The organism is Lentibacillus cibarius, assembly GCF_005887555.1.
GTDB lineage: Bacteria > Bacillota > Bacilli > Bacillales > Amphibacillaceae > Lentibacillus > Lentibacillus cibarius.
In genome coordinates this window covers 1,443,690-1,469,087 of the sequence record NZ_VCIA01000001.1, presented here as the reverse complement: position 1 = coordinate 1,469,087, position 25,398 = coordinate 1,443,690, and the positions used below count along the sequence as shown (strand labels likewise).

The following is a 25,398-nucleotide window of genomic DNA, read 5'->3' as shown; positions in this document are numbered from 1 at the left end:
AATGATTAGACTGAAAGAGATAGCAATACAAAAGGATAAAAATATGAAAGGTCGCTAAAAATGGTGAAGGTAAAAATTTGGCTTAAAAATTTAAGGTATAGTGTTGCTTTTTTGTTCCGACCAATAACACCTGTGGCATTTAGTTTTTTATTCTTGGTTTTAACGTGCATTGTGCTAGTTGTTACTATTATGAACATGGATGAAAACTTAAAAGTGTATGAGATCTCATTATCAATCTTGACTGGTATAACGGCTTCACTTTTAATTGCAATTATGTCAGAGCTTTATAATAACTATCGTTTCAATACTAAACGGCAACGTGAAATAAGAAAATATTTTAGATGTGTTGCTGGGTATGAAATTCATCAAAGTTCAATTATGGAAGTTAACTCTGAGTATGAATCAGATGTTACGTTAGGAGATGGACGAGTATATGCTACTTTTCGGCAGCTAGGTGAAATTATCCCAATACTTAGGGAAGCGTTAAATAATAGAGACTATCTTTACAGGACAGAAATTAATGAGATAGATGATATTCTGTACAACTATGATGAAATAGTTAAAATCATATGGGTTGGTTTACTTCCCGAATATATGAGTTTAATTAGCCAAAGACATGATGAATCGTGCGATGGTAAAGCCAAAGAGGATAATAAATGCAATTTGGAGGGGGAAGGAATGGGAGATCAGGAATTAATTGATGATGAATCGATAACGGATTATCCAGAGCTATACAATTTTTTGAAGACAGAAGTAATGTATTATGTTGAAAAGAAATATAACCCGGACATTTATGATAAAGATCCTGAACAGCTGGAGTCCGTTATAGAGAAAGCCGTTTTCTATGATCGTCATATTTTTAATGAATACTTTGAGGTGACCGACACTCGGTATGAATTGGTTAAATTAATTGATGATGAAAAGTTATCAAAAAGAGGTTTTGAATTTCGTTCATATATGATTAGTAAGGCTTGCGGAAATATTGATAAATCAATGTTGAAGCTACAAAAGAGAGCCACCAAGGAACCTCATATTTGGACAATGGCCAAGGGCTAATTTGAAATCAAAGCTTTGAGGCATGAATTTCGGGGGCAAATGATGGCTGCTATAGTGATCATGTTGGAGGCGATAAAAGTGGGTGTCAGTATCGGTGATGCTTGTAGGCTCTATAAGAAGTGTAAAATATGTGATGACTATAAATATCTGAAAAACTTCCCAACAAGAGGTGGGAGAATGAGTAATCGAACGAAAAGAAAATCTTACTGTTGGGATTGCAAAGATCGTAAGTATGAAAAAATTCTTGGACCTAAACAAGAATATAGCTTTGATACGTCTGTATTAGATGCGTCTAAAGAAATTACCATTCGCGGCCGGGATTCAAGTAATTATAAATTTGAAAATACCGTAAGCTATGACAAAGCTAAGAAGTTGGTGGAAGAAGGAGCAGCTGGAATTTTTCATAGCACATTAATTCATCATTTTTTCAACAGAAAAACGTTAAAGGCGTTTATTTTGGAACGTGATGGCTATACATGCCATTACTGCGGTTTCTACGGTGACACGATTGATCATATGATTTCTAAGTCGAAAGGCGGATTAAGTACACCGAGAAATTGTGTTTGCTCCTGTGAAGAATGTAATAGTGAGAAAGCCGACAAGAGGTATAAAGAATACTTAGAAATCATCAAGCTCAGATTACAACAACCAAGTTAAATATCAGGTTCAGACCCAATCGCTTTAAAACGATAAAGGTGATAGAAGAGTTCTGTGGAGAGAGAAATCTCTACAGGTCTCTTTTTATCCCCGCTCCCTTTCTGACTACAATCAGGACATTGCCATTTTACAATACGATCTTCTTCAATACTTGAAATGCCGATTTTTCTAGTAAAATGAGTCGCGCCATACTAGTTGTATTTCCTTGGGTATCGATTCTCCCTGCAGATCCGCTCCGCAAAAAGGGCAAACTTCTTTGCTATCATTAAGTCTTCTCATTTACCCCATCCTTTTCATCTGTATATTGTCTTCCTGATATGAAAAAAATGGCCCCTGAAGAGACATTCTCTACAATCAGCTAAACCCTGATTAATACATCTTCGGAATATGAACCTTGCTATGCGATATTTGGCCTTTTTGACACTTACCCTTGTCTTGAACAAGAATCATAGAAGAAAATGTTAGACTAAATTTAAAAGATGCTTTTCCTCATACGTATAATCAGTCTCACTTTTGGCGGTAATAGCCTTTTGATAGGCAAGGATTAACTCGTTCAGTTCTTGGCTAATATTTTGGGCTTGGGTGCCTGTCACCACCCGAAATATGTCGAACGAATGTTCTCGGCTTTTGAAAGGCTCTGTGGAGAGTAATCTCTGCAGGGCTTTTCTTTTTGCTTTATTTTTGTAAAAGAAGAAAAATGGGCAAGAAATGGACTTGAAAAATGTTAATCCATAGCTTTAATCAAGACTTCCCCTGCTTCCTTTTCGTTTCTAAATACTCGAATGAGCGACATTTTAAATTAGCTGAGGTGGCTTTGTCATGACCCAGAATATGTTGAACGATTGTTCTTGACATTGAGGAAGTCCTGTGGAGAGCAATCTCTGCAGGGTTTTTCTTTTTCTTCTTTTTTTATAAATATAGAAAAAGGACAACATACTGTGGCTGCTCTTTAAATGTGTTAATCTGAAATTTTAATCAACACTTTCTCTCGCTTCCTTTTCATTTCGTTTCCAAAAATCCGAACCAGCAAAGAATAAGCAGAGTTTGCCTTTTCATTTTTGGCTGCTCCTTCCAAGGACTAAACAATCCTTTCACTATTAACTTTATTTTCTTGTATAAATGATTTCTCCGCTTCATCCTAATATCTAACCAATACGCTATGAAGGAACCTTATCCATCTTCTTCCGTTTGTATTAATAGTGGTTTCTCATATATTACTGGGAGGGGACACTGATGAGTTATAACAAGCATTTGTATCATCTATACCAACAACATTGGGATGACCTTAGAAACTCTATAAAGGCACTTCCGAAAAGTAAAAGACCGACGCATCCGCTACTTTTAAAGCTTACAGATGAAGTGGCTTATCAGGAAGCAGATATCAAAATAATGTTCGTCGGGAAAGAAACGAATGATTGGGAAGGTACATTTGGCCACTATCATGTGAAAGGTCTTCAAGACTTCTACGAAACGTTTTGGAATAAAGATACCAAAGCCAAAAAGACATTATTTTGGAAGTTTATGAGAAAGTGGATCTCTCAAATTGAAGAAGAACTCCCAAATGCCTCAGTGTCTGTCACATGGAATAATATCTATAAGATTGGCAGAAGCGGAAAGAGAGGCAAGCCAAACAAGGCAACACAAGAGATCACCAAAAGGGATTTCTGTGTTTTTAAGGAAGAGTTAAGGATTCTAAAACCAGACGTTGTGATTTTTCTTACGGGACCGGGTTATGATACTGTCCTTGAGACATATCTTCCGGGTGTCGAGTTTCGAGAAGTAGAGGCATTTAACAAGAGGAATATTGCTCACTGTTCTCATCCATCGCTATCAAGAATCGCCATCCGTACTTATCATCCCCAGTACCTGAACACATTAAAGCCGGAAGAAAGGGAGTTTCACCGGAAAACACCGATTGAAGTCATCTTAAAACAATTAAAGTTTAGGGGACCCTATAATCAATGACTCGATCCATCAATCATTTTACATGATGGTTTGGAACATGCCTAATGTTCTTGTTATAAAGTGATTATTTTAATTGAAGGTGTATTTAGTATTAAAGGGGAAACTCGAAGATTATTTAAAGGATCGGGCAGGTATAAATACAAATAAAGACAAAATATAAAGATGTATCCGGGAACAACAATCTTGACTGGCGGTTTAATTTCAACTCATCTCAAATTGAAAACAGATGTATTCGGTAGCATATGACAGGGCTTGCAGTTCATAAAAATAGCGAGAGACTGCGGATAATCGGCAATCTCTCGCTTTATAGTTAATTTCAGCCGCCATAAAAGTCAGAGTCAGACGTGGCATTATAATCTGGAATGAAGCATAGGGACGGTTCTTCTGCTTCCTTTTTTGAAAAAGGGACAGGCACCACTTTTAGGAGTGCCTGTCACGCCTCGGGGTTTGTCGAATGAAGAGGCAGTGGCTGACGCTCAAATCTGTAACTTCCAGTTAAAACATTTATTCTATTGATGTTGCCATTTGCAGAGCATTTAACGGCACCTGCTCTGTTTTTAGTTGATAGACGTTTGCGCCTTCCTGCCAGCGGATATCAACCGTGACGTCATTGCCTCCTTGTTTATAATCGACGACAATACATCCTTTCTCATCTGGGGCCGGAAGCGTGTATTTTTCCAGATAATCTACCATTTGTCGTGCGATGGCCGGTTGATCCAGCTGGTCTTGGTTGAGGGAATGAATAACAATCAGCCAATTGCCTTCTTCCCAGCTTAAATAAAGATTACCAGCCGCTCCTTCTATATAACCGTTGATGCCGTGTCCGAGGTCAACACTTGCTTCTTCACGAGGCTTTGTTTGTTTTCCATCTCGGAACTTTTCTATTTTGGCAATGGATTGATCCGAGTTGTCATATTGCGTAGCCGACATCTCTGCCAATGGTGCTTTGTCTTCATTTTGATAATTAACAGTGTATGTTTGTTCTTTATTGGTAGAGATGTCTCCTTTGACAGCGTCATCTTCTTGTTCGGGGAAAGAAGTCGGGAGTTTTATCGCTGCTTCTCCCATCTTTAGCTGATCTCTGAGTTGCTGTGCATTTGCAGACTGGGAACTGTCGCTTGCAGATGACTCAGGTTGATCTAAATCGCTGCTTGTATCATGTTCCTTTTCATTCCCAGACTCATCTTCCTTATTCTGTTGTTCTTGGTCTTCATTATGATTGGATGTCGTTTCTTGTTCCGTTGAATCCTTGGACGCATCTTTTCCTTCCGAAGAACAAGCGGCAAGAGAGCCGCAGAAAAAGATAATAGCCGAAATAACAGCAACGACGGCTTGTTTTCGCATGTCAGACTCCTCCTTAGGTGCCTGTCACCACCCGTATTTTATTGAATACCATAAACAATCCCTCTTTATAACAAGTGATGGTGCATGTGTCAAGGGAAATGTTCAGACTTTTCATTTGCTAAATAGTAATTATAATGAATTCGAAAAAAACGAACGGAAATGATCAGATGGATCAATAAAGAAGATCGTGAGAAAGTATTACGATATGTTCGTGAAAAATATTTCAATCAAGATGCTTTTATTTTGGGAAGCAATTATAACCGGTGGAATGATAAAGCGGATGTATCTATAATGAGCAATAAGATAGATTAGGGAGAACTGTCTTGCCTCGTAGTATTGATGGGAATTTTTTTATTAAAATGTTATTGTATTAATACGAGAACTATAGCAAAGGACGAATGTGATCAATTGAGAAAAAGTAGATGGATATTTACGGCTTTGATATTCATAATGCTGTGTAGTACCTCAAGTGCGTATGCAGACGTTTATGTTGATGGATACTTTAGAGACGATGGGACATATGTAGAACCTCATTATCGCAGTGATCCTGATGGTTTGTTTTATAATAACTTTTCAACATTCGGGAACATTAACCCCTATACGGGTGAAATAGGTACAAAACGCCGTCCCGATTCTGAATATAATACGTTCGAATTTCCTTCCCTAGATCAATCAGAGGCTATAGATGGTATTGATGTCACTTCCTCAGATCAATCTAGAAATATCAATATTGCTGAAAGTTTTATAAGTCCCTATGATACGACTGATGAAATAGAAGCCAAGACGATGCTAGTTGACTATTTTAATGACATTAATACCCGCTCATACATGCCAGCCTATAACTGTTGGATTACTGAATGGCAAACTAGGCATCCGTATGACACTTTTGAAGAAGGTTATGTAAATGTGATCAATAACCTTGATGAAATCAATGCCATTTCTAATGAGCAAGAAGTAACATTAGCAGGCACCATTACAACTCAAGAAGGATGGGAACAAACCAGTCATCGATATCAATACGTTTATAATGTTCAAGAGATCAAGGGGACATGGAAATTGGTACATGGCAAGCTGGATAAGTTGTGGTGATTTAAGTAGGTTGGTTGCCTGTCACTCCCCGAATGTGTATATGGCAGAATAAAATAAAAGTACATTACATCGGAAAACTTAGATATTAAGGGTTTGTCTTAACATCCATGAGATAGCTTCAATCAAATCTTAATGAAATTCTAAGTAAAACTAGCATTTGGGAGAAAGTCATTTTATTTATAGAGGGAGGCGATGCTCTAAAATCACTCCCATTGCCGCCCACAATCCGGGCATTGCCATCTGATTATGTAGTCCTCTTCCATACCGGAAATACCAATTTTTCTGGAAAAGTGGGTGGCACCGTAAAGATGTTGTTTTTCTTTAGGAATTGGATCTCCCTGTAGGTCTGCTCCACAAAATGGACAGTATTATTTGCTATTGTTTAAATTTCTCAACTATTCTCCTTCTTCCACTTAATTATTTATGAGAACCCTGTGCCAGTATTTCTTACCGCTTCCTTTTTATTTCATTTGTTAAATAGGGAATGATTTCTTTCGCCTCTCGAAATCTCATCCAAACAAATAGTGGTCACTATATTCAAACCAAAACCCAATATAACTGCTCCATTTATGCTAAAATTATTTGTAAACGTACATTTGACGAATTAGTAGGGGGGTGAAAGAGGATTGATTAAATGGATTAAAAGTATATTATTATCTATTGTAATTATAATTGGGTCGTTTCTATTACCACTTGTATTTAATGCAGCGTATAACTGGGTTACCTCAATAGTACAAAGCGAGAATGGAAAGGAATTTCTTTACTACTTTGCAATTGATAAGTCAACCTATCTAACGATACTTTCAATTGAAGCCACAACATTAGTTGCGCTAGCAATTTACTGGATGCAAAAACAAGCCGAGAAAATGAAGGAAATGGAATGGAAAAGGCAAGCTAGAGATTCTTTATTTTCAACATTAGTCGCATCACTAAAAGAAGTTCATGAACTGTCTAGACTGGATTTACATGAAAATCAAGACTACCGCTTTATACGCATTTCAGAAAAGCATTTTGAAGCCTTAACGGAAATCGATGGAATTAAAGAAGAAGATATTCGGTTTCTAAATAACATTTTAAAAGAGTTAGAGACTTTGGTCGAGTATGAGAAAGAAGGAGAAGTAGGAGATATACGAATACACATAAATAAACTAATTTCTTATATTATGATTCCTCCTTATGTTCAATATAGATATGTTGTAGAAAAGCCAAAAGATGCTTTTGAAGTAATGAATGAACAATTGCTTTCGATTTTACGTAAATTTGATTACGCGTCGGAGAGTGAAGGGAAATATCAATACTTCTCTCAATCAGGCGACACTATCATTGAATATGATGTAGATGGAAAAGCAATTGTTTATAATCATGATGCTGAGAAAGTTTGTTATGCTTTTTTAGATAATAAAGGTATTCGTGAGGGATGGGCAAGATTATATGATGAAAGAACTATCTTATATGAAGGCGAATGGAAGGATTATAAAAAACATGGACAAGGAACTGAGTTTTTAAATGATAATGGCAACTATCAGTATATCTCTAAAGAAGGAATTTGGAAAAGCGGAGAATTGTGGGACGGTAAAATTTATGATGTTTTAGTATATAGTGACGGTGAGCTAATAGATAATCCAATTACTCAAATAAATGAACAATTTCATGGGAATGAAGCCGTTTTGATAAAAGACTTTGGAGATTATGGTGTAGTAAATTTAATAGTTAAAGAAGGAAATCTAATAATAGATTCCGCTGCGCCTATTGGAGAAGTCAAAGCGACTTATGAAAGTAAATATGGTTCTGTGGAATGGTTTGGACATTATTTACATGAAGATGATGAGACTCCTAATATTGACATTGAAATAAATGAAACGGATGAAGTAGAGCTTGAGTTTAATTCTGCTATAGAAATAGATAGATTACCGATACCAGAAAAAGTAGTTCAAGACGAAATACCGCAAAATCTTATGAAATATATATCATCCGATGAAATTGAAACGTATAACGCAAAGTTACCAGAAACGATTGAAAAGATTGAGGCTTACAATAGAGAACTAGAAATTTATGAATACGCAAAAGCGTTTGGTGTAGAAATAGACCTTTCTGTTATTAATGATGGTAATCACAAAGCGAATAATGTTCATATTGAATTGGACTTCCCGGATGAACTAATTATTTTAAAAGAATCAAAGGAAAATTTGGAAGAGCCAGGAATGCCTAGCCTACCCCGTAGTCCTCTTGATAAAGCTTGGTCTAAAGCGTTAAGAAATGACAATTTGCACTCAGCTGTAGGCTCAATTGGAGCAATGGGCATGGCGATGTTTTCTCCCCCTTATTCACCAAAGAATAACTTGCATTTATGGGATTTTGTTTCTTCAACAAACCAAAATTATTGGACAGATTTAAACGAAAATAAAATCAGTGTCTATTGCGCTGAGCTTTTGCATACAAGGCAAAGTAAATTTAATTCGGAGTATTTACTGGTACCGACAAAAACCGGGAAATTTGATGTAAATATTTCTGTTATATGTGAGGAATATAATAAGGAAGACCATTTTAACATACAGGTGTATATGGCAGAATAAAAGTACATAGTTCGGCGGCGTAAAAATACATAAGCGACGCCATAAAAAAAGAGCCTTGCCAGCCATCCCAAAATTCATTAACCTCTTCATGTACTCGCAAAAACACATGAGGGGGAAATGAAAGGATGCTAGCTTTGGCTCAAGTTAACTATATCAAATTTTTAAGAGATGTTGAAGGGATTAATAGGTGCGGTGCCTGTCACTTCCCGGTTTTTGTCGAACGAAAGCACTTGACAAGAAGAAGGTCCTGTGGAGAGAAATCTCTGCAGGGCTTCTGTTGTTTTCTTGTAAGCAAAAGAAGGGAAACCATTGTTCTGCCCCGTATTATTCCCGCTTGTTTATGGCAAAATAAAAGTACATAATTTAGCAACCTTAAAATACAAAACTGCGATTATAAAAAGAGCCTTGCTAGCCATCCAAAGTTCTATTAACTTTCTGCATGTTAAAGGAACCAATAAACATGGAGAAGGAACAAAAGGGTTGCAAGTGGTCTTTTCAGCGGATAGATACAAAAGCTACATTTTTATTCTGCCATAAACATTAACTATTATTGGATACCGTCTAGTGCTTGTTCTGCCATTTCTCTAGTTTCTCTCTCACAATAAACCCATTCCAGATATCCATGCTGTTGAGACTGTCAGCAAATTCTCTCGCCTTAGATGTAAAATCACTTGTCGTAATGAAAAGTGTGGCGGGACATTTATAATATCTTTTGGCACCTTCAAGATCTCGTAATGGTTTGTTGCCAATGTTATTGCCTTTTTTATAACACTTGCATTGAACAGCTATTTGGAGTCCGTCTTGAGGATCTTTAATAACCAGATCCACGCCATGATCCCCCGTTTTGTCTGTTAGCTGAGGGTTGTATCCATGATCTTTAAAATAAGCATACATAAGCTCTTCAAATTCTTGGCCAGATAGTTGATCGATATCAGACGTTAAGTTAGAAGAGTTGTTCAGTTTGTTTGTCCTTTTGTTATTCTCTTTGACGTTCTGCGTTCTATTCTTTTTACGTTTATGTTTAACATTTAAGGCTGGAATAAATAGCTGCACTATCTCTGATAACAATACTCCGGCCAAAATAAAAACGAATAAGAGGTACCAAGCATCGGACCTGAAAAATAAGTACCAGATCACTAACCCTGTTCCGACAAAAATCATATTAATTAATTCTTTTAAGGTCTTCCTGTCTTTGCTTGTCATAGCCTATCTTCCTTCTTTGATGAATTACACATTTTTCAAAAGATAAATCAATTGTTGTGCGTCCCCTTCTAAAGAAAGTAACAAATCATCATCAATAAAATTGTTAGTATGCATTTTCTCTCGTCTTATGTTAAGCACAGAAGTCTGAACGTCATCAGGTAGTACATCATTAAAATTAGCATTATTCATTAAAGTTAATGTTGAAGTAATGTTATGTCTGTCGATACGCTCTTTCTGACCTTTGAAATACAATTTTACAAGGTGTGGCTGGCCGTTTATGTAAAGACCTATTTCAGGGTTTGACTTCACTATAAGTTCATCATTAAAAGCCCAATATGAACTACCGGGGTTAAACCATTCACAGTTCTTATCACGAAAAAATCTCTTATAGAGTTTAATCGCCTCGTTATAATTTCGGCGCTTGCGTTCATGAACTCTATCTACTAAGTAGTCAAGTTTTTCTAATGATGCCCCTTCTGAGTGTAATTTTTTGATTTCATCTCTAAGTTGTTTCCAATAATCTGTTGCTGGATGGTATTCTCTATATTTTATTTCACGTACAAAATTTGTTCTAGCACTGCCACTTCTTTTTAAAGTGAAATCAATAAATTGCGTTAGGCTAACAGAGAAATCTGCCATTTATCGCCACTCCTTTCATATATCAATATTCGACAAAAATGGAATTAAATCCTTCCGGAAAGAATGCAAAAACTCATTTGTGAAAGCACAGATTGTTAATTTCCCTATTGCAGAACAACATGATCTGCACAAAATATAAACTTTAAGTTTGAAAAGGTTTAAAAATAAAAAGGAACAACAAATGAAGGTTGGTAATGTTAGAAGAGCCTTTGAGTGAAGGCTCCTTTTGCTATTTAGATTAGATTTAAAAGACAGAAAATGATAGTGTATTAATAACAACTCCTGAAATGGTTAGAGTAGGGCAAAGGCGGGCGATAACGAAATAGTAATAGTGTGTCGATTTTGGAGGCGATCATATTGGGTGTCAGTATAGGTGATGCTTGCAGGATCTATAAAAAGTGTAAAATTTGTGGTGAAACTAAATATCTGAAAAAATTCCCAACAAGAGGTGGGAGAATGAGTAATGGAACGAAAAGAAAATCCTACTGTTGGGATTGCAAAGATCGTAAGCATGAAAGAATACTTAGTTCAAGGCAGGAATATAGCTTTGATACGTCTTTATTAGATACATCTAAAGAAATTACCATTCGCGGCCGGGATTCAAGTAATTATAAATTTGAAAATACCGTAAGCTATGACAAAGCTAAGAAGTTGGTGGAAGAAGGAGCAGCTGGAATTTTTCATAGCACATTAATTCATCATTTTTTCAACAGGAAATCTTTAAAAAAGTTCGTATTGGAACGGGATGGCTTTATATGCCATTATTGTGGATTTTATGGAGATACGATTGATCATAAAATACCCAAATCAAAAGGTGGATTTAGCACACCAAGCAACTGTGTTTGTTCTTGTGGGGGATGCAATAGTGAGAAAGCCGATATGAGGTATGAAGAATATTTAGAAATCATCAACATCAGATTCCAACAACCAAGTTAAAGGGAACAGTCCTCCGAACGCTTTAAAACGATAAAATAGTGATAAAAGTCCTGTGAAGAGAAATCTCTGCAGGATTCTTATCATTCCCGCTCCCATTCCTTCCCACAATCCGGACACTGCCATTTCACAATACGATCTTCTTCTATACTGGAAATGCCGATTTTTCTACTGAAATGAGTTGCCCCATACTGATGTTGCATTTCCTCCGGTATTGGTTCTCCCTGCAGATCCGCTCCGCAAAAAGGGCAAAATCCTTTGCTATCATTAAGTTTTCTCATTTTCCTCACCCCTTTTAGTCAATGGTGATGACTTTCTCCAACAGCAAATGACCTTATATTCGGTTCTTGGCACTACAATTATCATCGTACATCATATTCCTTCATAAAAGAAATAGACCCTCAAGAGAGAAGCTAATTCTTTCTGTTCAACCGAAGAAGATATGCTCGTGATCTTTTGACACATATAACCCCTTTGAGCAGGTGTGGAAGTAGTTGTCAGGCTGAACTTAAAGGAAGCTTTTCCTCATCTACGCTATTAGTCTTACTTTGGGCCGCAGTAGCCTTTTGGTAGGCAAGGATTAACTCGTCCAATTCTTGGCTAATATTTAATGTCTTTTCACTTCCCATACCATAGACCTTTGCGGTTTCCAGCATTAAGTTTCTATGCTGATTAATCATTTGTACTAAATGTTCTAAGTTCCTGTAGCTTGTTTGCATCATTAATGCTCCTTATGTACTAAGAATCATATTAAACCCAACCTATTATAATGGATACAAATCCCTATAATCTAGTGGTGGTTGTGAATTTTTAATGAACAATATGTTCGAAATTAATCTGATATATTGGAAAAATTATGATATGAAATAAGGATATGGTTGTCTCGGTTGCCCAGCTATTAGCCGGAAATCTTGGGAGCCAAGGGATCATCACCGTGGCAGCTTCTTTGTTTAAAAATCATTCATTTAGAGGGGTGGTGCCATTTTCACTTTGTTTTACGCTTTTTTGATGGGGGTGACCATTTCTGCTAAAATAAAGTTATCCGCATAGTGCGGACCTCTGTGGGATAGGAAAATCCACCCCATCACATAGTAAGAACCCACTCAGATTCAAGTTGAGTGGGTTCTACTGTTTGTCATGATAAGTTTCGTCCATTTCCCCGGTCGGTTTGTTTTATCATTATAAAGAATATGTATTAATAACGGGTTATGGTATGCTCCAAATTGTAAAACAACCTTCCCGCTTGTACGCCTAGTTCAAAAGGCACGGATAACAAACGTAAAACATTCAGCCTCTATTAATTGCTCATAACCTTCTATTACCTGCCCTTCGATAGTTTCAGCTTCTTTTTGATATTGAAGTTATATGCACTTCTTTTTTTGAACGTATCAAATAGGTCTCTGATGAACCGAATAAAGTTGTTGCAACCTTGTGAAATAATCTCAATCTCATTCCTCCAATCGCTATTTATGTAATGGCTCCCTTTTTTATCAAACGCGTGATGTCATCAATAGGGATGCCTGTTTCTATAGAGATATCGATTGCATTTGATTGCGGGTGTTTCGACAAAAATGCTTTGATTCTTTTTAAATTATCCCTTTCTTCATCGTAACAGTCGTTGCATAGACCATCTATTAGGCGATCAATTTTTCCGCAGTTTGTACATATTCTGTGTTTTTGCATTCGCTTTTCATTCCAATCTAAGTAAAATGTTTAATACGTATGACAATGCTTGTTCAGAACGTCTATCAAGCCATCAAATTTCGGCTTTACAATAAAATCTATGGCACCTAATTGCAGTGCTTTAATAACATTGGATTCTGTACCTATAGCTGAACACATAACCACTTTCGCATCAGGATTGAATTTGATAATTTCCTCTAGTGCTGTTAAACCATCGACATTCGGCATTGTTATGTCGAGAAAAACAATGGCGGGGTTACAGTATTTGTACACGTTAATCGCTTCCTGCCCATCCGCTGCATCTATAACGTCTGTATAGCCATGTTCCTGAATCATACGTTTTAAATAGCCTCTCATAAACCCTGAATCATCAACTATTAATATCGTACCCATATCGTCCCTGCTCCCTGATTTTATTCTTCGTGGGTATTTCACATTAAATCCTGTGTTTTTTATCTATAATAAATATCATGTTTATCCTTAGACAGAAAAAAGGCGAACCAAAGAAAAGGCTGCCTGAACTAAAAGCTTTAGGCCCTTGGTTTTGCGTCCTTACCTTTCGATAAGTTTGCCATTATCGGGTCATAAATCATTCTATTAAACTGTCCACGTATAACATCGGTGAGAATGAGTAAAGCATAAAGTATTTTTTGTGAATTAAAAAAGTTCTCTTATGGTACTGGTTGGGCCTTTTCAGTTACGTTTTTAATAATGAGAGCATGTGTGGTCTCTGTGGTATAACCAACTAAATCATGGTTAGTATTTCCATTTTTGAATATAGACGGTATAATAATCTAAGCTGTAAGCGATTATGAAAACAACTGATTTTTTGATGATATAGGTTAAATATCAGAAGTGGAGTCTCTTTTATCTTTGTATAAGATGATAAGCAATTATAGTGTTTCAGTCGGAATTGTTCTATGTATTATCGTAATCTTAAATAAATGATTCTTTCAAAGGGAGTACAGGATAGGTAGTATGGGATTCTTAGAAGGTTTTAAGATGGGATGGAATTTACTTTGGTCGATGTTAACAGCTGAACCTTTACTAACATGGGGATTAATTGTATTTGTTATTGGTACCTTAATATTTGCATTTATCGTTGATACGATAAAGGAACAGAAGCTAAGAAAGTCAGGAATGCGAGAAATTGATAAAATGTCAGGTAGAAAGTTTGAGGAGTATCTTCAAGCACAATTAAAAACTAGCGGATATAATGTTAAACTAACGCCGGCAAGTGGTGATTATGGGGCGGATTTAGTTTTATCCTCAAAAGGCAAGAAAATTATTGTTCAAGTAAAACGATATAAGAAAAATGTTGGCGTTAAAGCTGTGCAAGAGATAGCCTCGGCCAAAAGTCACTATAAGGCCGACGAATGCTGGGTTATTACAAATAGCTTTTTTACAGAGCAAGCTAAAAAATTAGCGGTTACAAATCATGTTAAGTTGATTGATCGGAATCAATTAATGAATTGGATAATAAAGAATAATAAAGGTGAAGAGAAAAGTAGCTAATCTTAGGGGGCTAAGCTAATGGCTAGCCCCTAGGTAAATACATTCATCATTTCATCATAGAGTGCTTCGTATTGTTCATTACTCAATTTCATTGTTATCATCCACCTTTCCATTTTGCTCTTATTCACTGAGTAGTCCGGTGACAAAATACATACCAAACTCAATCAAATTGTCGCTGTTTACACGTTTAATAAAGCTGGGAACGGGATTGTTATAATGTCTATAGAATTGTAGAATTTCATGAGAGAATTCCTCGTAAGTTTGCTCTACCATTCCTAAAAGATTTATTGCGACATTTAGTTGATCTTCCGGCTCAATAAGCAGGTTTACTTTCTTTCCTTCTTCGTATGCATCTTTATAGAATTGTTCCAATGGCTTTTCCTCCAATCGAAATGTTTGAAGTATTATACTTTGGTATTTTTCATTTTCGAAGAGTTTAAAGCAAAAAAATTTTAGAGGAATTAAAATGGTACCGTGAGTATTATTAAAAGGGTTTTGGCTGAATCGCTAACGACGGCATATCGTATAAAATAAAGTAAGCAAATAAAACAAAAGGAGCGATTGAGATGGTGGACACTCTCGCTTATCTCTCACTAATAATCTTATTCTTCATGGCCTTATGGTATATGTTGAAGTTCGTCCTGCTCCCTACACTTGTGTTTATTGTTCGAATCGTGTTCAGGAAAAAGTTCAAACAGTTAGAGAGGGACCGGCAGGAAAGTGTTGAGAAACTAAGAAGTATGGGAATTAAGGTTTCGTCGTTAGATGATGAAACTTCTGGAAGCTATACAAGTATTCGATAATAGGGTTTTCCCCGCTTCATTGAAAGGGGAATGAAAAATGAGGGATCCAGAGCGAATCAAAAGAATTATGTTTTTGCTTCAAAAATTTAGGAGCGGTAGTTGGACTGGCGGTTTAACTAGCTGATTTCGAATCTGCAGCATATGTATTCCGCAGAGCATGATGTATATTGTCGAAGAAAGGAGAAATAAATGAAACTGTTTGATAAGTAAGTGGAACCAAGCTATCTGGAATTTTTTTTAGCTTGAAGATGATATGTGGGATGAATACCTAAACGCCATCGATTAGTAACAAAAAGAAAGGTGATAGGAACGGTTTGTTAGTAAGGTAATGGGATGAAGCATTGGCAAATGAGCCACTATATGTGTATTTAATATTATTTTCACAGTCTACAAACTTAGAATTCCGTGATTATTGGAGGGATTAAATGTCGGTGCGTTATCAAATTGAAAGAGAGGATGGACCTATTTGCATAGTTTCCTTTATTCAAGATGAAGACGGGAACAAGGTAAGGGTTAAACCTCTTAAAAAAAGAAAAAGAGAGAGTGAACAAATCAAAGACTTACTCGAACAAATAGAGTTTAAAGATGGTAATTCACCATTAGAATTTATTGAATCATGTTTAGAGAAATTTGATGAAAATGCTTTTTCCTATAGAGAGGTTGATTCGGGTGATTATCAAGTTACTCTTCAATTTGGAGTTGGTAAAAAACAAATTGGCACTTCATCGCCACTTATTAACGGTGTGAGTGAATACTTTGGTGAAAACGTGATGTCAGACGCGTTGGAGCGAATGAAAACTAATGCTTATTATAACCTTGAAGAAAATGCGAATGAGCTTTTGGCAATGGTGCGCAAAGAAAGGTATCAGGAAGCATTTGAACTGTATCAGGATGATACAGTGAAGACAAACCTTTATTTGGCAGGGACTGCACCGGAAATACTGCTAGATGCTATATTTCAAATAAAGGCTGAAGAACTACCGCATGAATCAAGAGTAAAGTTATCTCTTCAAAAGCTTGGGGCATGTGAGATTAATCAATGCCATGCACGTGCGGAATCTGATGCGCGCTGGCTTCTCGAACAAGATTCATCTTTAAGTGAAGATGTTATTTTTAATGTTCGCCTAGCATTAGGTAATGCACTTGTTTCCCAAGAACTATTTGAAGCAGCGGAGTTTCATTACAATGAAGCATTAAAAATGGAAAAGGAAATTAATGCTCACTCCAAAGCATGGGCTTATTATAATATCGGCTATGTTCTGAAGTCTCAAGGAAAGATGACAGAAGCTTTAGAGTCATATACGAAAGCTGGAGATTTATGGCTGAATAAAGGTGATCATCAACAAGCAATTCGTGCTTACATGAGCGTTATTCGTCACTATGAGGGCAGTCAACCAAAAGAAGCAATCCATATACTGCAAGAAAGGATTGACCATCTAGTTGTGCTACAAAATTCTAATAGTGAAACCATCGGAATTTCCCATGTTCTTGGATATTTGTACTTTCATCAAGGGAAAATAGCGGATGAGTTAAAACGGTATGAAAAAGCGAAGGATGCATTCCTCTCAAGTTATCATACAAGAAAAGGTTTAATTGGTATTGATGATGAAATAGAAGCTACCCTCAATTATTTGGTTATCGTTTGCAGAGCATTAGGTGAAAGTGAAGAAGCGCAATCATGGAAGACAAAATTACATGACTTCAAAGAACGTTCTATAAAAACAGAGGATTGGAAACTTCGAGAGCGAATGATTACTTTATTAAATACGGATTCTGAGATAGATCCTCATAAATTAGCAGAATTAAAACAAGATGTCGATAAAATGGAATCGATTCACTTGCGAGTGATGTTTTTGCTAACCTTAGCCAGTCGTCAAATTGATGAAAAACCTGATATTGCTTTGCAATCATTAGATCAAGCAATGAAGTTAAATATTGAAGAATATCCTGATGAACACGTACTTGTTTTGAAATTATATGCTAAAATTATGAAAGTGCTTAATCGCATGGAAAAAGCTTACGATTATTTATGTGAAGCAATACGGGTAAAACCAACATACATTGAATTATACCCACAAGTTGTGTTTTTAGCACAAGAATTAGGTAAAGATGATTCCAAGCTAGAGCATGCCTTGTCATGGGTGAAAATTGAGGAAGATAATGTGACTGCTTGGCAAGTTATTGGCACCCAATATGAGAAATTGGGACAACCACGAGAATCCTATGAAGCCTTTAAAGAGGCATTGGCTGTGGCCCCATTTGACCCAGAAGTTCAGGAACAAATAAAGCAATCTTTACATCGAGTGACTGAGCAAGTGATGGAGCAGACAGAAACCGATACTCGCTCTTACCCATTGATAGCTGATTTTTTAAATGAACCAAAGGAAAAGGTGCATAAGACTATTCAGAATCGAATGTCTGAGAAATTGTATAGTTTTCAAAAGATAATAGAAAAGCATCATACACCAGATTTTTGGCGACGTGAAAGTGGAAAAATAAAGTGGATATCTTCGCCTGAAAAAAAGGCACAACAGTATCTTTTACTCTATTTACGCACACAACTACATCCAGATATTGAAGTTCTTGATGAAGTTGTTATAGGAGAAGGTCGGATGGATGTTTATATTAGGATCCCACCGGGAATTAACCTTATCCTAGAAATTAAAATGTGTGGTGAGGGTTATTCCTCGACTTATACTAAGGGGGCAATTGAACAAACGGAAGCCTATATGGACAAAAAGGATTGTACAATGGGGTATCTCGTAGTTTTTGATGCCCGGAAAAGGGATTTGGGCAAAGGCTTTGAACAATTGTATCAATTAGGAAATAAACAGATTGAAACACAGATTATTGATATACGTCACAAGTCACCAAGTGGAAATTAAGAAATAAGCCGGTATGACTGTTACCCCTGATTATATGAATAAATGTTCTTGATAAAATTTAATGGGGATAATTGTTTTTATATCGGCCCGTAAAATAGATAAAGAACATTGAGTAGTAAATAAAGGATAAGGTTTATATGAATTCAAAATCAAAAAACTTTTTACTAATTGTATTAATTATTGTGGTTCTGTTTTTTCCTGTAATTGCAAATTTAATGTTTTTTAGTTGGGGAACTACAATTACAAATGGGGACACCAATACTTGGATAGGCTTTTTCGCTAGTTACTATGGGGCTGTTTTAGGTGGAGTGTTTACTTTTTTAGGGGTTAGAATGACCTTGTATAACGGTCTAGAAAAAAGAAAGCAAAGGGATTTGTTGGTGTTGCAATTAAAATTAAGCTATGAAGATATAAAATCCTTTGCTAATTCTAGCCCTGAAACCAAATATCCGATTCAACAATTTCTAATAGATCAGAATTGGGTCGATAGATTGGGAACCATACACAGTAACATTAGCGAAGAAGATTTTCGAAATATCTACATATGGTTTTCATCCCTTGATTTTTTGAAAACCCATCAAGATAAAAAAGGTCTAGTTAAAGCATCGATTATCAAAACGTCTTTTGGGGAAGTAATTTTAGATATTCCCGAAGTTATTGATAGATTGGAAAGGGCGTCAATATAATAAATAAGGTTGGGTGTCACGGAGCAATCGACAAGGCCATTCACTTTTGAAGGATTTGAATTATTAGACCCAATTGAAGCTTAAATGAGATTTTGAAGTGAAGCAACTTGAAAAACGCGAAACTGATTTAGAAAAAACAGGTCGCCGATACAACGGCGACCGCCAATTTAGGTAAAAATGAAGGTTCGGTAATCCGTTATATTTCAAATCAAGTATTTCTCAATTGCCGGGGAATTAAAACATCGATTTGAATAGGATTATCTAAACCGGTCACTTTAACTTTTACAGATAAAGTGTATTTAGCTTTATCATATTCAATAGAATGTACAGACTCGATAGTGTAACCCAGACCATTCGGATTGTCAGGTTTGGAATCAGAGTATTGATGTGAAACAAGTGCTTCGGCCAATAGTTGACATTCTCTATTGAATTTGTCTTGATCAGTAGATTTAGGAAACATTTCGAATAAACCATAATCGAATAATTCAGTTTTATTCGCTAGCAAAACAGATTTCAGTCTTTGAATAAAATTATCTAAACCTGAAACTGTTTTCATATCTCCATTTTCAATGATGATGTCAGCTCCATCTTCATCAAATGACATAGCTAAATCAGTTTTATAAGTATCTACATTTACACGAGGGTAAATAGTAGATTCAGTGGGTGACCTAGGGATCCATTTCATAAAATTCACCTCCTTCCTATCAACAATATTCGACATGAAAAGAGAAATATCCTACAAGGAAAAATTACAAAATGGCAGAAGTTAACGAAAAACAAATATTAAACCTAATATATTGATCGAGTAGCGGTGTCAGACACCACGTATGTATAAGTGTCCATATTATAAATACATTAAAACGGCGGAGGTTGTCACTAATATGCCAGCCCCTTATTTGACATTTGTATTCATGAAAATGGTATCAGGTACTACTTTCTAGTAAATGAGGGTTAACAGAAAGGAATTCCTGTACCCATGGTTGTAAAAAATAAGGTATCCTCATATCAGTAGCTAGTACTAAATGATTATTACCCGCTGGAGTGATTATCTTATAGTATTGTAATTTTATGGTTATTCCGTTATTCATCGGTAATTTTAATGTTTTATCGGGCTGATCCATAAAATATTTCAGTAGTTCTTTTTCTTCATTATTCAGTTTTTTGAGTTGCTTTTTTCTTAATTTAACCCGTTTTTCATTAATTATTTTTGAATATATGGCTTTTGACACACTAACTCCAATATAACTAACTAGTATTGATACTGAAATAATGAATACACCTCCAATTAATAATCCATACTCTTCCTTTAAATCTGTCATATATAATTTATCTATGATATGATCAGGTAAAAATAATAACAACCCACTGGCAATAGCCAGCCCACTCATAATTGTAGGTGGTAATTTGAGTATATTTACTATGTTATTCATTTCTTCGCCCCCCCCTCCCCTATGGTTTTTCTAGTTATTTGAATAATGGCGTCAGGTGCAAATTACGCAAACCACCAAACTTCTTTTAGTTACGCTCCTATTAATGTTATGGTTTCAACGTAAAGTAATGTTACATACGTTGACTTATCTATTGCTAAATAATGAAGAGTTTCTCTTATTTCCCCGTTAATATTACTTCAACTAATCAATCTATTAAGCTATACATCGACGGATTAACCCCCGCATTTCGTACAAAATAAGCTAGAATCTTTCATATGCTCCAAATTCCTCCGGTTTTCGTCCAATAGATAGTGTAGCCAATCTGCGCGTGGCCTCAAGGGTAAAGGCTAACGCCCGAGCTGCGCTCGCCCTTGATCCCATGCTCGGTTTGGCTCTGGAGAACTTGGGACGAAACAGAAGGAAAAACTCATAGGTTAACGGTCTTAATAGCCAGCCCTTCTTCTTGGTGTTTGCGGTAAAATTCAGCGGGTGGACGATACCCCAAGCTGCTATGGATCCGAATATGATTGTAAGATCGGATGAAATTAGACACGGCTTCATAAGCGCTTTGATAACTGTCAAAGATCTCACGTCCCAAGCAGTCATCCTCCAAGATACTGTGGAAGGATTCGATATGGGCATTTTTATTCGGTGTTTTAGGCGGAATGCGCTCATACTCACATCCCCAAGCTTCACAAGCCTCCTCAAAGACTTTGGCTACATATTGAGGGCCATTGTCGCTGCGAATCATGGGCTTTAAATCTGTTTCCCAAAGATTGCGTTCCCAAAGTGCTTGCTTTAGGGTTTGAACAGCGTCCTTAGCGCTGCAAGCAAGACTGATATGGTAGGCGAAAATCGAACGGTCATAGACATCAATGATCTCAAGCATGAAAAAGAACCGGTCTTCACCTTCAATATAGCCGTATTTGATCCGTCTCCCAGAGTTGATTGGACCCCGTAATTTTGCGATTTTTGGCGATTCGCCTCGGATGATGGACGTGCTTTCGATGCTGACGACGGAGAATGCCTAATTCCCGGCAGAGACGATAAACCTTCTTTTTATTAATGATAAGATCATAGTCTCGTCTCAAGGCCCACGTTAGTTTATGATAACCATAGGCGTATCCCGAGCCACTGATCAGTTCCATCAGCCATTCTTTGATTTGATCATCCGGGACTTTTTGATGGTGGGTCGTGTTGGAATAACCCGGTGCTGGCCGTCCATCGCTCACTTGCTTGCTTCCCACCCAACCATTTTTGCGATAATAATAAGTGGAACGCTGTACGCCAACAATGCGAAGGACGCGCTGCACGGCGTAACCTTTCGCGATCCATTTATCAGCTATTTTTTCAGTAAGTGAGGGCTTTGCTTTTTTACAAGATCTTTTAATACAGCGTTTTCCAGATCTTTTTCACATAGAAGCTGTTTTAACCGGTCATTTTCTTTAGCTAATTCACCCGAATCTTCATACACGGGCGAAGGCACATGATCCGTCTTTGTATCATTAAATTGACCGTCTTGATACTAACGAATCCACCGATAAATCATCGTGTCGCTAATTTCATAACGCCGAGTGACCAGTCTTTTATTGCCAACCTCTAATGCTTCTTTGGCCACCTGAGCCTTAAAGCCTTGAGAATATTGTTGACGTTTCATGGAATAACCCCTTTCACTATCAAGTATAAATCGTATACTGATGAGTGTCCAAATTCATTTGGGGGCTTCTATGTCATGTCTTTACTACGAACAATATGGGAATAGCAGCCGGACTGGCGGTTTAATCAGCTAATATCTAATTTGAAGTATATGTATTCAGCGGAACATGATGGGTACGGGCGAAGGAAACAGAAAGAAAAAGGGATCTTGGGGGTGAAGTTGAATCCGCTTATTTGGACTTTTTCTTTTTAGAAGATGACAAATGGGAAGAATTCCTTCGAGCTAACGAAAAGGATGGTAGCAGTGAGTAAGAGGTGGATGCATTCAGTATTTTGAGATGGGATATGCTCATATTAAGACGTAATCCGAGAAAAAAAGTGAAGGAGTGATGGCTGAGACTAATAAATGACAGAGGAACTTACATAATCCGCAAGGTTAAATGATGGCTTGAACGATTTCTGATAAAATAAAGCTATCCGCATTGTGGATGCTACTGTGGGATTAAGGATAATCTACTTACAATCACAGAATTCACTCAACGTATTGTTGAGTGGGTTTATCATGTAGGAGGGATAGCTATGAAACTAGACGACATACAGGGTTCTGAAGATCTTCTAGAAAAGTTAAAAGATATGACAAAAGAAGAAGCAATAGAGGGATTAATGACTATACATATAAAGCATCAAAAGGAAATGAAAAAAAGAGTACAGGAACAAATGGAACTATTCAACAATGAACTCAAAAGGACTAAAGATTTACATAATGAGTTGTCTGAGTTAAGGGAAGATTACGAGTATCTTAATGAGAAGAAATTTAGATTAGATCAGAAAATTCTAGATATAGCTGAGGAAATCGTAAGCCGGATAGAGATATTTAGTGATATAAAAAAAGGGTTAGAAGCGGAAAACGGACATGAGGTAGCAGAAATGGATTTTATTATAACAGAGTTAAAAAGTTTGTATGACTTTACAGAGCATCGATTAATCACAGCTCATACAATAAAAAATAAGATAAAAGAAGAACCGACGGAGAGCTAAATATAAGAATTTATACAAGCTAAGCTGAGGAAAAAATGAATAGGACTACTTGTCTCAAGCATTGCAGTATCCTTGATAGCTTCGCATATTTTTGCAGGTTATCAAAAGTAATTAGGGTATGCTTTCTTTCTATGCCTTTTATGATATTAAAGGATTTCGTTATTTAATCTAGTCATAAATAATATTCTAGAGGATATTAGTCGCAAAAATAAACGATTTTCTTTAGTTATGATCTTTTTTGTGAGAGGGGATTTCGCCCTTTAGGTTAATTAACTTGTTAATAAGCTCAAAGTTGTATACCCATGTGTACAACTTTGAGGTGGTGAATCTCCTCCTGAAATATCTAATATTGTGTTATTTTATCGTTCCACTTTAAAAGGCAGGAATGTAGTATGGGGAGAAGTTGGGAAAGTGAAAAATTTATGTTTTTCCACTCTATTAATCACCTGGGATAGATGAACATGGCAGGTTGATTGTACGGTGGAAGGATTGATATTATCGTTAAAATGTGAATGATTGCTAAAAAATGATTTAGGTTATGTTTGTATTTACTAATAATCCTTTCAGCCCTATCTATAATGGCTATTTTTTTATGAGCAGATTCTTGTAAAGGCCAAAATCTATATATTGAAAATGGTTCATTCCCACTATAGTTACGGTAAATCGTAACGATAATTGGAGACGTTGGAACATAATCACTATGTTGAATATTGATAGCGATTGGCATAGAGCTAGTCATTTATGGTATCGAATGATGGCAACTACAAATAATTTAGCGAAGTTGCTAACGGATAAGAACACATTCGTGTACTCAAATTAAGCCTATAAGCTGACTATCGTAACGGTATATGGATACGTATAAAGGAAACATTGTAAGAATTATAGAGTTCATAAAACGAAAAACACTGCCATGAAGGAGTATTTCGTGGTATCTAATAATAGAAACTATTAGAAGTATATATGTAAGTTAGCTATTCATCAAATCGATAATATATTTTCTAACGGCGGTTCGATGCCGGATATCCAACAAAAAACATACAAAAATCTTCAGTAAGGGTTAGAAAAAACGATAATTAAAGATAAAATGAAAGTATGCAGCGATTTATTTGCTTATTACTCTGTAGAAATAATTTAAAGTGGCCAATCTGGTCAAGGAATATGTTAAAAATCATCGATAGGGATGAGAGGCGATTAGTAATTGCTAACATTCTTATCGATGTTTTTTATATAAATAAAAATCTAATTGGGGGGTTTGAATGAAGCAGTATTATATGGTTCGTACATCAGATGAAAAGGATGAAGAATTAGGAGTTGTAGATGCTTTATCTTTAGAAGAAGCACATGCAATAGCTAAAGTGCGTTATCAAGGGAAAATGAACAGTGGGGAATCTTTGCACGTCTTCCAAGCGAACGAACCACTAACATTTGATGCAAAAAATCGATTTGTTTTTCCTGCTGGGGAAATGATGAGTGTAACTCGTTTCTAACAACTTATAGGTATAAAAAATAGAGAAGTCTTGTGGATGAACAAGGCTTCTCTTTTAACGGATCCTGATTTAAATTCATGCTTGGTAATTTTGAGAATAACTTCGTAGAAATGTGGTTCGATATTGATATGGTGATGATTTTGCTGACACATGCAATAATTATGACTAGGTGATACTTGTGTATTAGCTTTTCTATTATTCACTTAAAATCCCCCCTACAAAGGCTAGTGTAAGGCGTTCGTAATTCTTTTCATTCATATCTTTTAAGAATACCAAAGGCATTGGTAATTGTATCGCGATATATATTTTAAAAACAGCCTCTACAATATGATTATAGTTTCCTGTATCGATAACTCCTAATAACACACGAGTACATCTCCATTTTGACTCACCAAGTAATTCTCCTGCCCGTTGGCCTTCCTCAAGAGCTTTATTAATAAGGTCCATTATAATTCCTCCAATTTCTGTATTATATGCGTTTGTGATATTTTACCCAAATGATGTGGTGCTTTAAGAGATTTTTTCGATAGATTCGTGATTATTTTGTGTGATTGATGTGTAAGACAATTTGTCCTACACATCATTTTAGTCCTTGCCCAATTTTTGCTTCATAATGACTTTAGAATGTTGTATAATTATCTCTGTCCGGTCCATATTTTCAGAGGGAAACAGATGTTATAGGGACACTGCTTCCCTTTTGTAATTTATCAGTGATGAATAGATCATTTTGGATTTAGGAACCCTAATGCCTTTTAC

General features: G+C 36.3%; 24 protein-coding genes and 1 riboswitch. Of the genes, 11 read left to right on the top strand and 13 right to left on the bottom strand.

Going from position 1 to position 25,398, the window contains the following annotated elements; translation table 11 throughout:
* Positions 1-60: 60 nt before the first annotated feature.
* The 3 genes from FFL34_RS07050 to FFL34_RS07035 all read left to right on the top strand — a co-directional run bounded on the left by FFL34_RS07050 (position 61) and on the right by FFL34_RS07035 (position 3,678).
* Complete coding sequence (locus tag FFL34_RS07050; RefSeq protein WP_138602749.1) at positions 61-1,056, top strand: hypothetical protein; 996 nt, start codon at positions 61-63, stop codon at positions 1,054-1,056.
* Between the two features lie 78 nt (positions 1,057-1,134).
* Positions 1,135-1,713, top strand: coding sequence for an HNH endonuclease (locus FFL34_RS07045; protein ID WP_234031451.1), 579 nt, complete (start codon positions 1,135-1,137; stop codon positions 1,711-1,713).
* Positions 1,714-2,946: 1,233 nt separating this feature from the next.
* Positions 2,947-3,678 (top strand): uracil-DNA glycosylase family protein, encoded by a 732-nt coding sequence (locus tag FFL34_RS07035; protein WP_138602745.1) that lies wholly within the window; start codon positions 2,947-2,949, stop codon positions 3,676-3,678.
* A gap of 504 nt (positions 3,679-4,182) precedes the next feature.
* On the opposite strand, the gene FFL34_RS07030 is transcribed toward FFL34_RS07035, so the two are convergent.
* On the bottom strand, positions 4,183-5,022 hold the full coding sequence (locus FFL34_RS07030) for a hypothetical protein (RefSeq protein ID WP_138602743.1): 840 nt from the start codon (positions 5,020-5,022) through the stop codon (positions 4,183-4,185).
* A gap of 408 nt (positions 5,023-5,430) precedes the next feature.
* Here FFL34_RS07030 and FFL34_RS07025 point away from each other — a divergent pair, with 408 nt between their 5' ends.
* Positions 5,431-6,111 (top strand): hypothetical protein, encoded by a 681-nt coding sequence (locus FFL34_RS07025; protein WP_138602741.1) that lies wholly within the window; start codon positions 5,431-5,433, stop codon positions 6,109-6,111.
* A 626-nt stretch (positions 6,112-6,737) separates the two neighbouring features.
* A complete protein-coding gene (locus FFL34_RS07015; protein ID WP_138602739.1) occupies positions 6,738-8,684 on the top strand; it encodes an MORN repeat-containing protein in 1,947 nt (648 codons plus the stop codon).
* A 561-nt stretch (positions 8,685-9,245) separates the two neighbouring features.
* On the opposite strand, the gene FFL34_RS07010 is transcribed toward FFL34_RS07015, so the two are convergent.
* Both FFL34_RS07010 and FFL34_RS07005 read right to left on the bottom strand, forming a co-directional pair.
* The gene (locus tag FFL34_RS07010; protein WP_138602737.1) at positions 9,246-9,887 is read right to left on the bottom strand and encodes a restriction endonuclease; all 642 of its coding nucleotides are present in this window, start codon (positions 9,885-9,887) and stop codon (positions 9,246-9,248) included.
* A 24-nt stretch (positions 9,888-9,911) separates the two neighbouring features.
* Positions 9,912-10,526, bottom strand: a complete 615-nt coding sequence (locus FFL34_RS07005) for a hypothetical protein (RefSeq protein ID WP_138602735.1) — start codon at positions 10,524-10,526, stop codon at positions 9,912-9,914.
* 357 nt (positions 10,527-10,883) lie between these two features.
* Here FFL34_RS07005 and FFL34_RS07000 point away from each other — a divergent pair, with 357 nt between their 5' ends.
* Entirely contained in the window at positions 10,884-11,462 is a 579-nt protein-coding gene (locus FFL34_RS07000; RefSeq protein ID WP_138602733.1) for an HNH endonuclease, read from the top strand.
* An 80-nt stretch (positions 11,463-11,542) separates the two neighbouring features.
* Here FFL34_RS07000 and FFL34_RS06995 read toward each other — a convergent pair whose 3' ends face one another.
* From FFL34_RS06995 to FFL34_RS06985, 3 genes are all read right to left on the bottom strand, one after another.
* Complete coding sequence (locus FFL34_RS06995; RefSeq protein WP_138602731.1) at positions 11,543-11,740, bottom strand: hypothetical protein; 198 nt, start codon at positions 11,738-11,740, stop codon at positions 11,543-11,545.
* Between the two features lie 216 nt (positions 11,741-11,956).
* The gene (locus FFL34_RS06990) at positions 11,957-12,178 is read right to left on the bottom strand and encodes an aspartyl-phosphate phosphatase Spo0E family protein (RefSeq protein WP_171046307.1); all 222 of its coding nucleotides are present in this window, start codon (positions 12,176-12,178) and stop codon (positions 11,957-11,959) included.
* Positions 12,179-13,172: 994 nt separating this feature from the next.
* Complete coding sequence (locus FFL34_RS06985) at positions 13,173-13,535, bottom strand: response regulator (RefSeq protein WP_138602727.1); 363 nt, start codon at positions 13,533-13,535, stop codon at positions 13,173-13,175.
* Between the two features lie 108 nt (positions 13,536-13,643).
* A riboswitch (cyclic di-GMP riboswitch) is annotated at positions 13,644-13,725 on the bottom strand.
* A gap of 419 nt (positions 13,726-14,144) precedes the next feature.
* On the opposite strand from FFL34_RS06985, the gene FFL34_RS06980 reads away from it, so the two are divergent.
* Positions 14,145-14,657: a restriction endonuclease gene (locus FFL34_RS06980; protein WP_234031450.1), complete on the top strand. Its 513-nt coding sequence runs from the start codon at positions 14,145-14,147 to the stop codon at positions 14,655-14,657.
* 120 nt (positions 14,658-14,777) lie between these two features.
* Here FFL34_RS06980 and FFL34_RS06975 read toward each other — a convergent pair whose 3' ends face one another.
* Complete coding sequence (locus tag FFL34_RS06975) at positions 14,778-15,029, bottom strand: hypothetical protein (protein ID WP_138602725.1); 252 nt, start codon at positions 15,027-15,029, stop codon at positions 14,778-14,780.
* A gap of 856 nt (positions 15,030-15,885) precedes the next feature.
* On the opposite strand from FFL34_RS06975, the gene FFL34_RS06970 reads away from it, so the two are divergent.
* Positions 15,886-18,345 (top strand): tetratricopeptide repeat protein, encoded by a 2,460-nt coding sequence (locus tag FFL34_RS06970; RefSeq protein WP_138602723.1) that lies wholly within the window; start codon positions 15,886-15,888, stop codon positions 18,343-18,345.
* 137 nt (positions 18,346-18,482) lie between these two features.
* Positions 18,483-19,031, top strand: a complete 549-nt coding sequence (locus FFL34_RS06965; protein WP_138602721.1) for a hypothetical protein — start codon at positions 18,483-18,485, stop codon at positions 19,029-19,031.
* A 208-nt stretch (positions 19,032-19,239) separates the two neighbouring features.
* On the opposite strand, the gene FFL34_RS06960 is transcribed toward FFL34_RS06965, so the two are convergent.
* The 5 genes from FFL34_RS06960 to FFL34_RS18595 all read right to left on the bottom strand — a co-directional run bounded on the left by FFL34_RS06960 (position 19,240) and on the right by FFL34_RS18595 (position 22,118).
* On the bottom strand, positions 19,240-19,716 hold the full coding sequence (locus FFL34_RS06960; protein ID WP_138602719.1) for a hypothetical protein: 477 nt from the start codon (positions 19,714-19,716) through the stop codon (positions 19,240-19,242).
* Positions 19,717-19,954: 238 nt separating this feature from the next.
* Positions 19,955-20,461 carry a superinfection exclusion B family protein gene (locus FFL34_RS06955; RefSeq protein ID WP_138602717.1) on the bottom strand — a complete coding sequence of 169 codons (507 nt, stop codon included), beginning with the start codon at positions 20,459-20,461 and terminating at the stop codon, positions 19,955-19,957.
* Between the two features lie 427 nt (positions 20,462-20,888).
* The gene (locus FFL34_RS06950) at positions 20,889-21,350 is read right to left on the bottom strand and encodes an integrase core domain-containing protein (protein WP_138602715.1); all 462 of its coding nucleotides are present in this window, start codon (positions 21,348-21,350) and stop codon (positions 20,889-20,891) included.
* Between the two features lie 22 nt (positions 21,351-21,372).
* Positions 21,373-21,693, bottom strand: coding sequence for an IS3 family transposase (locus tag FFL34_RS06945; protein ID WP_138602713.1), 321 nt, complete (start codon positions 21,691-21,693; stop codon positions 21,373-21,375).
* 293 nt (positions 21,694-21,986) lie between these two features.
* Positions 21,987-22,118: a transposase gene (locus FFL34_RS18595; RefSeq protein ID WP_234031449.1), complete on the bottom strand. Its 132-nt coding sequence runs from the start codon at positions 22,116-22,118 to the stop codon at positions 21,987-21,989.
* Between the two features lie 578 nt (positions 22,119-22,696).
* Here FFL34_RS18595 and FFL34_RS06935 point away from each other — a divergent pair.
* Both FFL34_RS06935 and FFL34_RS06930 read left to right on the top strand, forming a co-directional pair.
* Positions 22,697-23,155: a hypothetical protein gene (locus FFL34_RS06935; protein WP_138602711.1), complete on the top strand. Its 459-nt coding sequence runs from the start codon at positions 22,697-22,699 to the stop codon at positions 23,153-23,155.
* Between the two features lie 1,256 nt (positions 23,156-24,411).
* Positions 24,412-24,642, top strand: a complete 231-nt coding sequence (locus FFL34_RS06930) for a hypothetical protein (protein ID WP_138602709.1) — start codon at positions 24,412-24,414, stop codon at positions 24,640-24,642.
* 195 nt (positions 24,643-24,837) lie between these two features.
* Here the strand turns inward: FFL34_RS06930 and FFL34_RS06925 are convergent, their stop codons facing one another.
* Positions 24,838-25,089, bottom strand: a complete 252-nt coding sequence (locus FFL34_RS06925) for a hypothetical protein (protein ID WP_138602707.1) — start codon at positions 25,087-25,089, stop codon at positions 24,838-24,840.
* Between the last annotated feature and the right edge of the window lie 309 nt (positions 25,090-25,398).